Below are 13,293 nucleotides of genomic sequence, written 5' to 3'. Positions count from 1 at the left end.
GAGGCGCCGGATCGATGCCGCCATCCTCCGGCCTGCGTCGCCGTCTCGAAACCTGGGCGCGTCCGCGTCGTCCCGAGGCGCTGCCGGTCCGTCTCGACCGCAGGCGCATCTACATCCTGCCGACCGCCTTCGGCGCCTTTCTCACCGTCCTGCTGGCGACGATGGCGATCGGCGCACTCAACTACAACAACAACCCGGCGCTGCTGCTGTGCCTGCTGCTCACCGGCACGGCGCTGGCCAGCCTGCTCTGGACCCAGCTCCAGCTGAGCGGACTCGACGTGCGCGCGGTGCACGGTGAACCCGTCGCCGCCGGCCAGGCGATGGCGCTGCGCGTGCATGTCAGCGCCGCGCCGGGACGCGCGCGCCTGGGGCTGCAGGTCGACGGCGCCGATGCGCCCGCCGCGTTGTCGCTCGATGCGGCCGGAGGCGAAGCCGTCCTGGCCCTGGCCACGGCGCGACGCGGCTGGCAGGCGCTGCCGCGATTGCGGCTCTCCACCTCGCGCCCCTTCGGCCTGGCCCGGGCGTGGTCGTGGGTCTGGCCGGAGGCGCCCGTCCTGGTGTATCCGGCGCCGGAAGTCGCGGGCCCACCACTGCCCACGGACGGGGGCGACCGCGCCCAGGCCCGCCTGCACAACGCCGGCGACGACCTCCATCACTTGCGCGACTGGCGTCAGGGCGATGTGCGCCGGGCGATCGCGTGGAAGCCCTCGGCCCGCCGCGATGCATTGATCGTGCGCGAGTTCGAACGCCCGCAGGGCGCCGAAGTCAGCCTCGACTGGGAGGCCACGGCCGGACTGGACTACGAGGACCGGATCCGTCGGCTGGCGCGCTGGGTCGACGAAGCGGAGCGGGACCTCGTGCGCTACCGCCTCCGCCTGCCCGGTCAGCCGCCGCTGGGCCCGGCCCAGGGGCCCGTGCATCGGCATGCCTGCCTGCGCGCACTCGCTCTGCTGCCCGGGCCGGGCGGATGAGCGGCGGCGCGCTCCGGATCGACGCCGCGGGCCGTACTCGTGTCCTGCTCGCCGCGGCCGCATGCCTGCTGCCGCTGCTGCTGCAGCTGCCGCGCCTGAGCGCGTTCGCGATCGCGGGCATCGGCGCCGTGGTGGCGTTGGCCGCGGCGCGGCGACCGGTGCCCGGCTGGTTGCGCGGCGTCCTGGCGCTCACCCTGGTGGGCCTGGTTCTAGTGCAGACCGGCTTCTCCGTCGGTCGCGACACCGGGTGCGCCCTGCTCGCGGCGATGCTGGCGATCAAGCCGTCCGAGCTGCGCACGCTGCGCGACGGGCGCAGTCTGCTCGGCTTCGCGCTGTTCGCGCCGTTCGCCACGTTCCTGCTCGACCAGGGCCCTGCCTCCCTGGCGCTCGGCCTGCTGGCCGCGGTGCTGGTGCTCGTGGCCCTGCTGCGCCTGTCGGAACAGGAATCGGGGCTCGTATCCACGGCCGGCGGAGACCGGCGGCGGGTGCGGACCGTGCTGCGCCTGATCGCGATCGGCCTGCCGCTGGCGCTCGCTGCGTTCTGGCTGTTCCCGCGGCTGGCCACCCCACTGTGGGGCGTCCCCGAACTGTCCACAGCGCGGCCCGGGCTGTCGGACACCATGTCGCCGGGCGAATGGCTGGACCTGATCGCCGACGATTCGCCGGCGATGCGGGTGACCTTCCGCGGCGCGGAGCCCGACACCCGGGAGATGTACTGGCGCGGCCCCACGCTGACCGACTATGACGGCCGGACCTGGTCGGCCTCGGCCTGGCTGCGCCATCTGCCGCCCGCCACCGTGGACCACGGCCCCACGGTATGGGACTACGACATCGCGCTCGAGCCCACCGAACGCAACCTGCTGGTCGCACTGGAGATGCCGCTGTCCCTGCCCGAGGGCATGGACGCCTCGCACACCTATACCCTGACCAGTCCACGCCGCCTCGACCGGGTCACGCGCTGGCGGTTGCAGTCGTCGCCGCCGGTGCGCTTCGAAGCCGACCTGCCGCAGACCCTGCGCGACCAGGCCCTGCGCGTGCCGGACGGGTTCAACCCGCGCACCCGCGCGCTGGCCCAGCGCTGGCGCGCCGAGACAGCCGACGACGAGGCCCTGGTCGAGCGGGCCCTGGCCTGGATCCGGTCCGACTTCGGTTACACGCTGGATACGCCGCTGCCGGGCCGCAACGCGGTCGACGAATTCCTGTTCGAGCAGCAGGCCGGGTTCTGCGAACACTTCAGCTCCGCGTTCACCCTGTTGATGCGCGAGGCCGGTATTCCGGCCCGCGTCGTCACCGGCTACGTCGGCGGGTATCGCAATGCCTATGGCAACTACTGGATCGTGCGGCGCATGGATGCCCACGCCTGGGTGGAGGTCTGGCTGGCCGGACGCGGCTGGGTCCGCGTGGATCCGACCGCCGCGGTCGCGCCGGAGCGCATCTACGACACCCTGGAAGACCGCCTCGGCGCGGCCGGCGCTGCCGGCGGCGCGTTCTCGCCGATCTTCGATCTGGGCGACTGGGCACGTCGCGGCTGGAACGACCTGGTACTCGGCTTCGACGCCGGTCGCCAGCAACTGATGCTGCGCCGGCTCGGGATCGAGCATGTCGAGACGACCACCCTGGCGCTGCTCTTCGCCCTCTGCGCGTCGCTGGCCCTGGGCTGGATGCTGTGGCTGGTCGCGCGCAGTGAGCGCGAGCGCGATCCACTGCTTCGCGCCTGGCACCGCCTCGGCCGCCGCTATGCCCGCCTCGGACTTGCGCGCGCAGCGCACGAGCCCCCGCTCGCATGGGCCGGGCGCGTCGCGACGGCCCGCGGGGACGCGTCCACGCTGCTGGCCCTCACCCGTCGTTTCGTGGCCGCGCGCTACGCTGCGGCCCAGTCCGATCCTGCCCTGACGCGCGATCTGCGCGCCCATCGCCCCGCCGAGGAAGTCCGTCGATGATCCGCATCCGTCTGCTGGTTCCGGCCCTCACCGCCCTGGTGTTGAGCGCATGCGCATCGCAGCCCCGGCCCCTGCAGGGGCCTTACGCCGAAACGCCGACGCCGCATGCCGCAGTGCTCGGCGACTACACCGGCACACCCGTGCGCTGGGGTGGTCGCATCGTGCAGGTCGAGCCGGGTCCGGATTCCACCTGTTTCGAGATGATCGCCACGCGCCTCACTGCAGGCGGCCGACCCTACTGGGCCGCCGACGACACCAATGGCCGCTTCCTCGCCTGCCGCACCGGGTTCTACGATCCGGCGGTGTTCGAACGCAACCGCGAGGTCACGTTCACCGGCCGCATCGCCGGCTACGACTCGCGGCGTATCGGCGAGTACGACTACCGGTTTCCGCGGCTCGACGCCGACGTGATCTATCTGTGGCCACTGCGCGAGCAGGTCGACGTCATCACCCGTCCGGCGCCGTGGCCATGGTGGGGCTACTGGTGACGGTCGCGCTGACGATCTGAGCGATTCGGGCCTCGTGTCAGGCTGGCCGGGCTGCCACGCTCGCCGGGAGCGCCATCGCCGCCGTTCGCCCGGAGACGGCACGACCCGGCGTAGCCGGTGCGTCCGCGGGAGCGGCCACGGCCGTGAACCGCGGCTCGATCACGCACCACCATTCCCGCGCGGAGAGGCGAGCGTTCCGGACGCCCTTCTCCGTTCGCCTCAGGCGTCGGGCGTACCGAACCGTCCCAGCGCGGCGCCTGCCAGCAGATGCAGATGCAGCTGGTACACCGTCTGCCCGCCGTGGCCGTTGCAGTTCATGACGATGCGATAGCCGTCCTCCGCGAAGCCCTGCGCCTTCGCATAGCGCGCGGCTGCCACGGCGAGCCGACCCACGATCTCGGGCGCGTCCTCCGGCACGTCGTTGAGCGTCGGCACGTCCTGTTTCGGCACGAACAGCACATGCACCGGCGCCTGCGGACCGATGTCGCGGAACGCGATCAGATGTGCGTCCTCGTAGACGATGTCGGCGGGAATCTCGCGCTGGATGATCTTGTGGAAGATGGTCGTCATGACGCCGCACCGGCTGGAAGGATGAAACAGGATACGCAGCGCCCGCCCGCGCGGCCTGCACGGGCCGCCGCCACGCCGATTGCTGGCGCCCACACGCGAGGCGCCGCGGCCCGGCCACTCCGCACGCTGCGTAGGGACACCGACCCGCACGACGCCCCAAGGCATGCCCCGCAGCCCTCCCAGGGTCTGACATCGCGCGCACCCGGACGCCCGGTGCGGACGATGCGGCAACGCGCGGCTAGTCCACCTCGCTGCGGCTGCCGAAGGCATGCGACAACGTGCCCCGGTCCACATATTCCAATTCGCCGCCCAGCGGCAGGCCGTGTGCCGGGCGGCTCGGCCGCACCTGGTGCTGGCGGGCGATCTGCGCGAGGTAATGCGCGGTCGCTTCGCCTTCGACCGTCGGATTGGTCGCGATGATCAGCTCGCGCACCTCGCCCTCGGCCAGGCGCGCGCCGAGTCGATCCAGACCGAGCTCGCGCGGACCGATACCGTCGAGCGGACTCAGCCGTCCCTGCAGCACGTAGTAGAAGCCGCGGTAGCCGGTCGCCTGTTCGATCGCCAGGCGGTCGGCCGGCGATTCGACCACGCACAGGGTCTGGGCGTCGCGCGATGCGCTCGCACAGGTCGGGCAGACGGGCGTCTCGCTGAAATCCCGGCACCGCTCGCAATGGCCGATCTTCTCGACCGCGTCGGCCAGCGCGGTCGCGAGCCGCGCGCCACCCTCGCGGCCGCGTTCGAGGACGTGATAGGCCATGCGCTGTGCGGATTTCTGCCCGACGCCGGGCAGCACGCGCAGTGCATCGATCAGTTGTTCGAGCAGTGACGACATATGGAGATCACGCTAGCGACGCGACGCGGCGGGCCGGACGCGGCGACGGGCACCGTGTGAACCCCGCCTATCTGGCGCGCGCTCAGAACGGCAGCTTCATGCCCGGCGGCAAGGGCATCCCCGCGGTGGCGCCGGCCATGCGCGTCTTCGATTCCTCGTCGATCTTGTTCGACGCGTCGTTGAAGGCGGCCGCGACCAGGTCCTCGGTCATCTCCGGGTCCGACAGCACGCTCGGATCGATCCGCACCTTGCGGCATTCCTTGGCGCCGGTGAGGGTCACGCTGACCATGCCGCCACCCGCACTGCCGGTGACCTCGAGCGCGGCGATCTCCTGCTGCACGCGCTGCATGTTCTCCTGCATCTTCTGCGCCTGCTGCATCAGCTGGGCGATGTTTCCACGCATCAGTTGAGTCCTTGTTCGTCGTAGGGGCGAATGGAGTCCGGCACGAGCTTCGCGCCCTGCTGCGACATCAGCCGCTGCACGTCCGGATCGGAAAGAAAGGCCTCTTCGGCCGATGACTGCCGTGCATCGCGGGCGCGCGCATTGCGCTCGTGCAGTGTCGGCGCTGCCGCCTGGGGAGCGGCGTCGAAGCGGATCTGCGGTGCGCATCCAAGCGGCGCGGCCAGCGCATCGGCCAGCTGCTGCACCATGATCGGCGCCTGCAGATGCTCATCCGACGCGCGCAGTGCCAGGCGCAGGACCGCGCCGTCGTAGCCCACGAATGCCGCACTCGCCGCGAGTTCGCGCACCGGTCCACGCAGGGGCAGCCCGGCCGCGAGATCCAGCCATGCGTCCGCGTCGAGGGTGCGCGCGGATGCCGATGCGGGCGTCGACTGCGCGCGCGGCGCTTCGGGTGGGCTGCGCGGGGCCGGAATCCCGATGCCGTGCCCGGGCCCGGGCACGGCAGGACCGGTCGCACCGGCATCCGCATCGACGGCCCCGATCGCGCGCGTGCGCGGTGCCGGGGCCAATAACGGAGAAGGCATCTCACGCGCCGCGACGTCCGCGAGCGGCGCAGCCGCTGCCCCGACAGGCGCGCCCAGCGCGGCCCGCGCGGCGGCCGGACCGCCCGTGCGTGCCTGCCCGCTTCCCGCGCCGGTGGCCGACGCACCGCCTGCCGCATCGGCCGGGCGGAACGCGAGCATGCGCAGGACCGTCATCTCGAAGCCCGCGCGCGGACTCGGCGCCAGCCCGAGATCACGACGCCCGTTGAGCGCCATCTGGTACCACAGCTGCACGACCTCAGGCCGCACGGCCGCGGCCAGCGTATCGAGGTCCAAGCCGTCGGCCTCGACCGCCACATCCGGCACCAGCTGCCGCACCTGGATGCGATGCAGCGCATCGGCCAGCGCATCGAGCACGCCCGACCAGTCGGGCGAGAACTCCGCCAGGGTCGCCACTTCGCCCATCAGACGGACGCCATCCGCACCGGCCAGCGCCGACAGCAGGGTGCCGACCCGTGTGCGATCCACGCTGCCGAGCATCGTGGCCACCGCCGCGTCCTCCAGCGCGCCGCCCGCGCTGCCTGCGCCGGTGTAGGCGATGGCCTGGTCGAGCAGCGACAGCCCGTCGCGCAGGCTGCCGTCCGCGGCTTTCGCCAGCTGGCGGATCGCGCCGGGCTCGACCGTGATGCCCTCGGCTTCGAGGATGCGGGTGATCTGGCCCTGGATCTGCGGTTCGTCCAGGCGCTTGAGATTGAACTGCAGGCAGCGCGACAGCACGGTCACCGGCAACTTCTGCGGATCGGTCGTCGCCAGCAGGAACTTGACGTGCCCCGGCGGTTCCTCGAGCGTCTTGAGCAGCGCGTTGAACGCCGACTTCGACAGCATGTGCACTTCGTCGATCAGGTACACCTTCACCCGGCCGCGCGAGGGCATGTACTGCGCGTTGTCGATCAGCTCGCGTACGTCGTCCACGCCGGTGTTGCTCGCGGCGTCGATCTCGAGCAGATCGATGTAGCGGCCCGCGTCGATCGCCAGGCAGGTCTCGCAGGCGCCGCAGGGATCGGACGAGGTGCCGGTCTCGCAGTTCAGGCTCTTGGCGAAGATGCGCGCGATCGTGGTCTTGCCCACGCCGCGCGTGCCGGTGAACAGGAACGCATGATGCACGCGACCGGTCTCGAGCGCGTTGGTCAGCGCACGCACCACGTGCTCCTGTCCGACCAGTTCGGCGAACCGCTTCGGGCGCCACTTCCGGGCGAGGACGAGATAGGACATCGCGCTATTCTGCCATGGCCGTCCGCCTTCCTTGTGACCTGCTGCGCCGGCGGCTAGAATGGCCGGCCCGCGGTCCGCCGCGGCGGCGCGTGCTGTTCGTACGGCACATCGCCAGTTGTTCCGGAGAGGTGTCCGAGTGGTTGAAGGAGCACGCCTGGAAAGTGTGTAAGCGTCTAAACCGCGCTTCGGGGGTTCGAATCCCCCTCTCTCCGCCAGATGCACGCAGAACGCCCCGATCGGGGCGTTCTGCGTTTGGGACATCGTGCCGCGCCGCGCCCGGTGTTCCGCTACACGGATCGCGGGCGATGTCCCGGACCGCGCTTACTCTTCTTCGCCGATCGATCCGCCCTGGCCACGGCCCGGCTCGCGGTCGTTCTGCTGGTCCTGACGTCCACCGCCCTGTGCATTCTGGCCCTGCTCCGGGTTCTGCGTGTTCTGGGTCATACGGCTCTCCTAGGCGGCGGGAATTCGCCGCGCGAAGGACGCTGCGCGCGTCCACGTGAGCCGCGCGAGACGACCATGCGGTACCCGGGGTCGAGGGCGTGCATTTTCATGCGGAAGATCGCGGAGGCCGATGGCGCGCCCGGATACATGCGCGGCCATTCATCGCACGCGCGCAGCGCGCCCGGCACACGGCATAGCCCGTCCGGAAGGCCCGACATGGCGATGGCCCCGCCGACTGACCTCGGCGCACGCATCGATCGATACCGTTGCTGCCTTCCGGCCCTGGCGGGGTTTTCGATCTAGCGTCGCGAGGGGCCGACGGGGCCACCATGGAGACGTACGCCGGCGGGCCGGCCCCGCGCTGCGGGACGCGGAGTCTAGCAGGCCCGGTGCGGCGCGCCTATCCGTCGCGCAGTGGATCTCAGTCGCCCCGTTCCACCTGCGGTGTCCCGTCGCGTTGACTGAAGCGGATCGCGTAGGACAGGCGGACCGGTACGGCGGTCTCCACGACGCCGTCCGCGCTGCAGGGATCGTCCCCCGCATACTCCAGCGGCGCCGTGCAGCGCAGGGCCGGCATGTAGCGCCAGGCGCGGATGGCGTCGTGCGTCGGTTCGACGAAGGCCGCATGCAGGCCATCGGGCGCGCGGGCACAGTCCGCATCCTCGCGCTCGGTGACCGCACCGACGTCGCCGTCGGCGCCCACCACCACATCGACGCACACGTCCACCGGCGCCAGACGCTCCGGCAGCAACGCGGCGGGATACGGGGGCATCGCAACGGGGGCTTCGAGGGTCGGGTAGACGAAGCGTTCGTGCCGGGCCAGCGCCATCCGCGGCGTATCGGACGACGGCGCGCGAAGCGACGCGCCGACGTCGCCGTGGCGCGGCGCCGGCAGAGGCTCGACAGTCGGCGGGGTCGCGCAGGCCGCGAGCAGCGCAGCGGCGGTGAGCAGGACGCCGCGCCCGGACGCCCGCATCGTGTTCATTCCACCGGGACGCCGACGATGCCGAGCGCGTCGGGCTCGCGGCCCGTCGCCCAGTAGCCCGTGACTTCCCAGCGCGTCGTATCGACGACCGCGACCCGGTCCGCGCCGCTGATCGCCACGTACGCGCGCGGGGCGCCCGGATGCACGATCGCCCCGATCGGCAGCGGGCCGGTGCCGAGCATGGTCGCCTGCACGGCGGTGTCGGGCGGGGCGAGCTGGACGGACGCCACCTGGCGCAGCGACGCGGTATCGAATACCGCCAGCGTCGCCGCCGTCGCATTCGTCACCAGCGCATGGCGGCCGTCGGGGGTGAACACCACGCGGATCGGAAAGCCGGCACTGGGGAGGGTGGCGGCCACGGCGAGCGTGGTCGGATCGTGCACGGTCACCGTGTCGTCTGCGCGATTGGTCACCCAGACGCGGCCGTCCGGAGCCACCTCGATGCCTTCGGCGCCGGCGCCCGCCGGCGCCTCGGCCACCGCGTGCATGGAGGCCAGATCCACCCGGACGACGGTGCCCGCGCGGATCTTGCTGACGTAGGCATGACGCCCCTCCCGGTCCACCGCGACCATGTGACCGATGCCCTCCCCCACGGCGGCGACACCATCGACCACGCCCCGGCCCAGGTCCACGCGGACCAGCGTGCCCGACTGCTCGGTCGTGACCAGCACGGCCTCGTCGCCCGGCAGGAACCGCAGCCCGTGGGGGCGTCCGTGCGCACCGAGGTCGATCGAGCGGGTGGCACCGCCTTCGAGATCGATCACGGTGAGGCTGTGGCCGGGCCGCTCGCGGCCGTAGTCGGTGACGACGGCGATCCGCCCATCGGCCCGGGTGGCGATCTCGTGTGGACCCACGCCGGTCGGGATCTCCGCCAACCGTTCTCCGCTCGCCGCGTCGAGCACCCACACCGTATCGGCCGACTTGTTGCCGACCAGCAGGCGCTCGCGCGCCGCCGCCGGCGCCGCGATGCATGCGCACGCGATCAGCCAGACTGCGAACCCCCGGCCGGTCATCGGGTCACCGCCCGGGGGTCCGCGGCCGGATGCAGCCACCCGGCATCGCCGTCCGCATACCGCTCGTGCTTCCAGATCGGCACGCGGTCCTTGATGGTGTCGATGATGTAGCGGCAGGCATCGAAGGCCGCGCCGCGATGTGCGGCCGACACGCCCACCCAGACCGCCATGTCGCCGATCGCGAGGTCGCCGACGCGGTGCACGCAATGCGCATCGCAGATGTCGAACCGTGCCCGTGCCTCCTCGACGACCCGGGCGCCTTCGCGCTCGGCCATCCCGCGATACGCCTCGTAGCGCAGGCCGAGCACCGCGCGGCCGTCGTTGTGGTCGCGCACCCAGCCCTCGAAGCACGCGAAGGCACCTGCGCGATCGTGCTGCAGCTGCTCGCGCAGGCGCATCGGATCGAGCGTCGTGTCGAGCAGGGCGAACCCGCGCTCGTGCTGCATCCGCATACTCATCTCAGCCTCCGCTGACGGGTGGAATGAAGGCGATCTCGCATCCGCTGCGGACGGGCTCGTCCCAGCGTGCGAATGCGCCGTCGACGGCGACGCGCAGGCGCGCGAGCGGCAAGGCGAAACCGTGACGCGCCTGTTGTTCGGCATACAGCGCGGCCAGGTCCGGCGCCGCGGTCCGTACCCGTTCGGCGTCCACCCCCGCGGCGTCCCGCAGGCTGGCGAAATACAGCAGGTGCACCTCGTTCACTGCCCCCCCTCCCCGATGACGCCGACGTCGCGCTTGCCGCCCCGCTTGCCGACGAGGCGCGCCGGGCCCAATACGATGGCATGGGACAGGGCCTTGCACATGTCGTACACCGTGAGCGCAGCGACGGTCGCACCGGTCAGGGCTTCCATCTCCACACCCGTGCGATGCGTGGTGCGGACGGTGCACTCGATGCGCAGCTCGCGCTCCGCGTGCCATGCGATGGCGATGCGCACGCCGTCGATCGGCAGCGGATGGCAGAACGGGATGAGCTCGTGGGTGCGCTTGACCGCCATCGTGCCGGCGATGATCGCGGTATCGACGATGCCGCCCTTCGCGCTGCGCAGGCCGCTCCGATGCAACTGCGCAGCGACCGCCGCCGGAAACCGGACCCGGCACTCCGCACTGGCGGCGCGCGCGGTGACCGGCTTGGCGGATACGTCCACCATCGTCGGCTGACCCTGTGCGTCGAGATGGGTGAGAACGGCGGCGGATGGACGGCTGCGGGCCATGCGGTCGGGTCGTCGGGACGGACGCGCGATGGTACCGGCATCGCGCGCATGGCGCGGCGACGGCTCAGCCACCGACCAGGAACATCTCGACATGCCTGCGCGGCGACGGGTCCCGGCCGCGCAGCTTGCTGTACCGGTCCCCGCGCTGGCGCCACAGCTCCGCGAGGCGTCCGGCGAAGCCCGCATCACCTTCCGCGAGCCAGGGCCGCAGGGCATGCCCGCTGCCCGAGAACAGGCAGGTGTAGAGGCTCCCGTCCGCGGACACCCGGGCGCGCTGGCAATCGCCACAGAACGGCGCGGAAACCGAGCTGATGAACCCGATCTCGCCGGCGCCGTCCTCGAAGGCATGGCGGCTCGCGACCTCGCCGCGGTACTGCGCCTCGAGCGCGCGCAGCGGCCACCTTGCGTGGATACGCGCGTGCAGCTCGCGCGACGGCACGACGCGCGCGAGCGCCCAGTCGTTGCACGTGCCCACGTCCATGTATTCGATGAAACGCAGCACATGGCCACTGCCGCGGAAGTGCTCCGCCAGTCGCTCGACCTCGTGGTCGTTTACCCCGCGCTGCACCACGCAGTTGAACTTGATCGCGGCGAATCCCGCGCGTTCGGCCGCGTCGATGCCTGCGAGCACGTCCGACACCTCCCCTCGCCCGCCCGACAACCTGCGGAACAGGGCCGCGTCCAGTGCGTCGAGACTGATCGTCAGGCGCTGCAGTCCGGCGTCGCGCAGGGCCTGCGCATGGCGCGCCAGCAGCGATGCATTGGTGGTCATCGCCAGATCGTCGATCCCGTCGATCCTGGCCAGCCGTTCCACCAGCGCCGGCAGGCCCTTGCGCAGCAGCGGCTCGCCACCCGTGAGCCTGAGCTTGCGCATCCCCACCCGCGCGAAGCCGCGCACGAGGGTCTCGATCTCGTCGAACGACATGCGCCCGGCCTGGTCGAAGCCGTGGTCGTCGGGCACGCGGTCGGCCGGCATGCAGTAGCCGCAGCGGAAGTTGCAGGCCTCGATCACCGACAGACGCAGGTCGAGCAGCGGACGCCCCAGTCGGTCGAGCGGCGCCCGGGTCGACAGGGGCAATGCACTCATGGCGGCGAAGCCTGCGCCGCCGCGGGTGCACGGAGTGCGAAACGGTCCCCGGGCCGGGCCACGCGATGCCCGCGCGCCTCCAGCGCCGCGCCGTCGGCGGGCGACGCATAGTGGTACAGCACGCAGCGATCGAGCAACGCGCGGGGATACTCGCGCTCGAGATCGTCGATGCCGCTGTGCGACGGGTTGCCGTGCAGGCCGCAATCGTGTGCGATGAGTTCGTCGCGGTCGGCATGGCGCGCCAGCATTTCGGGAATCGGCCGGGTGTCGCCGCTCCAGACCAGGCTGCCGGGCAGCCGCAGGCCATAGGCCGTCTCCGGCCAGTGGTGACGCACCGGGAATACCTCGAGGCGCTGCCCCTCGTGCCAGAACGCATCGCCCACCGGCACCAGCTGGAACGCATCCCAGAAATTGGCGCCGCCTTCGGCCAGTACGTTCGGATAATCGGCCACCCGTCGATGCAGCAGCGGCACGACCGGCGCCGGCACGTAGAGCCGCATCTTCGCCGCCCCGCCGTTGCCGAAGAACCGGTCCACGAACAGCCGTTCGAAGCCGCCGACGTGATCGAGATGCACATGGGTCACGAACACGGCGCGCGGCATCGCGCCGTGCTGCGCCTGGTACGCGGTGAGTCCCTCGCTGCCGCAGTCGATCGTCAGCCAGGGTGCACGGTCGCGCTCGATCGTCGCCATCGGCGAGCCGAGCGCGACCGCGGATGCGTTGCCCACGCCCTGGAAGTGCAGGGACCACTCCACCGGGCGCGTCATCAGGTGCCCCGGCTCCACAGCACGTCGTAGGACCGGCGCAGGCGGGCGAAATCGGCGGCAACGTCTGCGCCGGCGCGGTCGCCGCGCTCCTTCAACAGCGAGCGCTCGAGTCGCGCGAGATTGCGCGCGCGCCACCGGGTCTCGGGAATGCGCAGGCGCCCGCGGTCGAGATCGATCAGCCAGCCCTTGCCCAGCGAATCGAACAGGATGTTGTGGGCGTTGAGATCGGCATGGTCGAGCCCCGCGCGATGGAAGCGCGCGATGAGCCGCCCGGCCTGCTCCCAGGGCGCATCCGACGCCGATTCCGCCGCCAGCTCGGCCAGTGACCGGACGTCGGGAAGACGCTCCACCAGGATCCAGGCGCGATAGGCCGGACCCCGTCGCAGATAACTCGCCGCGATGGGCTCGGGCACCGGCAGGTCGCGGCGCAGCAGCTCGCGCAACAGGCGGAACTCGACGAAGCTGCGGACCTCGCGGACTCCGCGCCACAGGTGCCGATCGCGATTGATGCGGCCGACCAGTCCACCGCGCAGGTACTGGCGCAAGACGCAGGGGCCGTGCGAGGCGTCGATGAACCACGCACCGCCGCGTCCGCTGCCCTGCACCCGCTGCGCGCGATCGCCCCAGAGCTCCGGGTCGAACCAGCGCGGGTCGGCTTGCCGCAGCTGCGTACCGTCGAACAGAATGGCGCCGTAATCGCCCGCGCCGCCGGACGCCGGTATCGGCGTCAGACTTTCGCTGGGGTCGAATCTGTTCATCGCCGGGAGT

At 71.5% G+C, this 13,293-nt stretch carries 16 protein-coding genes, 1 tRNA gene and 1 other RNA gene; 4 read left to right on the top strand and 14 right to left on the bottom strand.

Annotated features, from left to right (window positions below; genetic code table 11):
* The first annotated feature begins 14 nt into the window (after positions 1-14).
* From H0E82_RS14855 to H0E82_RS14845, 3 genes are read left to right on the top strand one after another with little or no spacing between them, the layout of a single operon-like run.
* The gene (locus H0E82_RS14855) at positions 15-971 is read left to right on the top strand and encodes a DUF58 domain-containing protein (protein WP_180546222.1); all 957 of its coding nucleotides are present in this window, start codon (positions 15-17) and stop codon (positions 969-971) included.
* On the top strand, positions 968-2,911 hold the full coding sequence (locus H0E82_RS14850; protein ID WP_180546220.1) for a transglutaminase TgpA family protein: 1,944 nt from the start codon (positions 968-970) through the stop codon (positions 2,909-2,911). Before H0E82_RS14855 ends, H0E82_RS14850 begins: the two co-directional genes overlap by 4 nt.
* Entirely contained in the window at positions 2,911-3,399 is a 489-nt protein-coding gene (locus tag H0E82_RS14845; protein ID WP_425600355.1) for a Slp family lipoprotein, read from the top strand. Before H0E82_RS14850 ends, H0E82_RS14845 begins: the two co-directional genes overlap by 1 nt.
* A 219-nt stretch (positions 3,400-3,618) precedes the next feature.
* Here the strand turns inward: H0E82_RS14845 and H0E82_RS14840 are convergent, their stop codons facing one another.
* The 4 genes from H0E82_RS14840 to dnaX form a co-directional block, all read right to left on the bottom strand.
* Positions 3,619-3,969 (bottom strand): histidine triad nucleotide-binding protein, encoded by a 351-nt coding sequence (locus H0E82_RS14840; protein ID WP_180546216.1) that lies wholly within the window; start codon positions 3,967-3,969, stop codon positions 3,619-3,621.
* Between the two features lie 238 nt (positions 3,970-4,207).
* The gene (gene recR / locus H0E82_RS14835) at positions 4,208-4,801 is read right to left on the bottom strand and encodes a recombination mediator RecR (RefSeq protein ID WP_180546215.1); all 594 of its coding nucleotides are present in this window, start codon (positions 4,799-4,801) and stop codon (positions 4,208-4,210) included.
* Between the two features lie 82 nt (positions 4,802-4,883).
* Positions 4,884-5,204 carry a YbaB/EbfC family nucleoid-associated protein gene (locus H0E82_RS14830; RefSeq protein WP_180546214.1) on the bottom strand — a complete coding sequence of 107 codons (321 nt, stop codon included), beginning with the start codon at positions 5,202-5,204 and terminating at the stop codon, positions 4,884-4,886.
* Positions 5,204-7,018 (bottom strand): DNA polymerase III subunit gamma/tau, encoded by a 1,815-nt coding sequence (gene dnaX, locus H0E82_RS14825; protein WP_180546213.1) that lies wholly within the window; start codon positions 7,016-7,018, stop codon positions 5,204-5,206. The genes H0E82_RS14830 and dnaX overlap by 1 nt, the downstream gene beginning before the upstream one ends.
* A 122-nt stretch (positions 7,019-7,140) precedes the next feature.
* Between dnaX and H0E82_RS14820 the strand changes: the two genes are divergently transcribed.
* A tRNA-Ser gene (locus H0E82_RS14820) sits at positions 7,141-7,233 on the top strand.
* A gap of 106 nt (positions 7,234-7,339) precedes the next feature.
* On the opposite strand, the gene H0E82_RS16965 is transcribed toward H0E82_RS14820, so the two are convergent.
* From H0E82_RS16965 to H0E82_RS14775, 10 genes are all read right to left on the bottom strand, one after another.
* Positions 7,340-7,462: a hypothetical protein gene (locus H0E82_RS16965; RefSeq protein ID WP_268889947.1), complete on the bottom strand. Its 123-nt coding sequence runs from the start codon at positions 7,460-7,462 to the stop codon at positions 7,340-7,342.
* Positions 7,463-7,687: 225 nt separating this feature from the next.
* Positions 7,688-7,784: signal recognition particle sRNA small type (gene ffs, locus H0E82_RS14815), an RNA gene on the bottom strand.
* Between the two features lie 99 nt (positions 7,785-7,883).
* The gene (locus tag H0E82_RS14810; protein WP_180546211.1) at positions 7,884-8,447 is read right to left on the bottom strand and encodes a hypothetical protein; all 564 of its coding nucleotides are present in this window, start codon (positions 8,445-8,447) and stop codon (positions 7,884-7,886) included.
* Entirely contained in the window at positions 8,444-9,460 is a 1,017-nt protein-coding gene (locus H0E82_RS14805) for a YncE family protein (RefSeq protein ID WP_180546209.1), read from the bottom strand. Before H0E82_RS14805 ends, H0E82_RS14810 begins: the two co-directional genes overlap by 4 nt.
* Positions 9,457-9,918, bottom strand: a complete 462-nt coding sequence (locus tag H0E82_RS14800; RefSeq protein WP_180546208.1) for a molybdenum cofactor biosynthesis protein MoaE — start codon at positions 9,916-9,918, stop codon at positions 9,457-9,459. Before H0E82_RS14800 ends, H0E82_RS14805 begins: the two co-directional genes overlap by 4 nt.
* Before the next feature lies 1 nt (position 9,919).
* Complete coding sequence (locus tag H0E82_RS14795) at positions 9,920-10,162, bottom strand: MoaD/ThiS family protein (protein ID WP_180546207.1); 243 nt, start codon at positions 10,160-10,162, stop codon at positions 9,920-9,922.
* Positions 10,159-10,671, bottom strand: coding sequence for a cyclic pyranopterin monophosphate synthase MoaC (gene moaC / locus H0E82_RS14790; RefSeq protein ID WP_180546205.1), 513 nt, complete (start codon positions 10,669-10,671; stop codon positions 10,159-10,161). Before moaC ends, H0E82_RS14795 begins: the two co-directional genes overlap by 4 nt.
* 64 nt (positions 10,672-10,735) lie before the next feature.
* Positions 10,736-11,758, bottom strand: coding sequence for a GTP 3',8-cyclase MoaA (gene moaA / locus H0E82_RS14785; protein ID WP_180546203.1), 1,023 nt, complete (start codon positions 11,756-11,758; stop codon positions 10,736-10,738).
* On the bottom strand, positions 11,755-12,525 hold the full coding sequence (locus H0E82_RS14780; RefSeq protein ID WP_219338551.1) for an MBL fold metallo-hydrolase: 771 nt from the start codon (positions 12,523-12,525) through the stop codon (positions 11,755-11,757). The genes moaA and H0E82_RS14780 overlap by 4 nt, the downstream gene beginning before the upstream one ends.
* Positions 12,525-13,283, bottom strand: a complete 759-nt coding sequence (locus H0E82_RS14775) for a 3-deoxy-D-manno-octulosonic acid kinase (RefSeq protein ID WP_180546201.1) — start codon at positions 13,281-13,283, stop codon at positions 12,525-12,527. The genes H0E82_RS14780 and H0E82_RS14775 overlap by 1 nt, the downstream gene beginning before the upstream one ends.
* Positions 13,284-13,293: the final 10 nt, after the last annotated feature.

Source organism: Luteimonas deserti (genome assembly GCF_013425765.1).
In the GTDB taxonomy this organism is placed as follows: Bacteria; Pseudomonadota; Gammaproteobacteria; order Xanthomonadales; family Xanthomonadaceae; genus Luteimonas; species Luteimonas deserti.
This window is presented reverse-complemented; position numbering and strand designations above follow the sequence as displayed.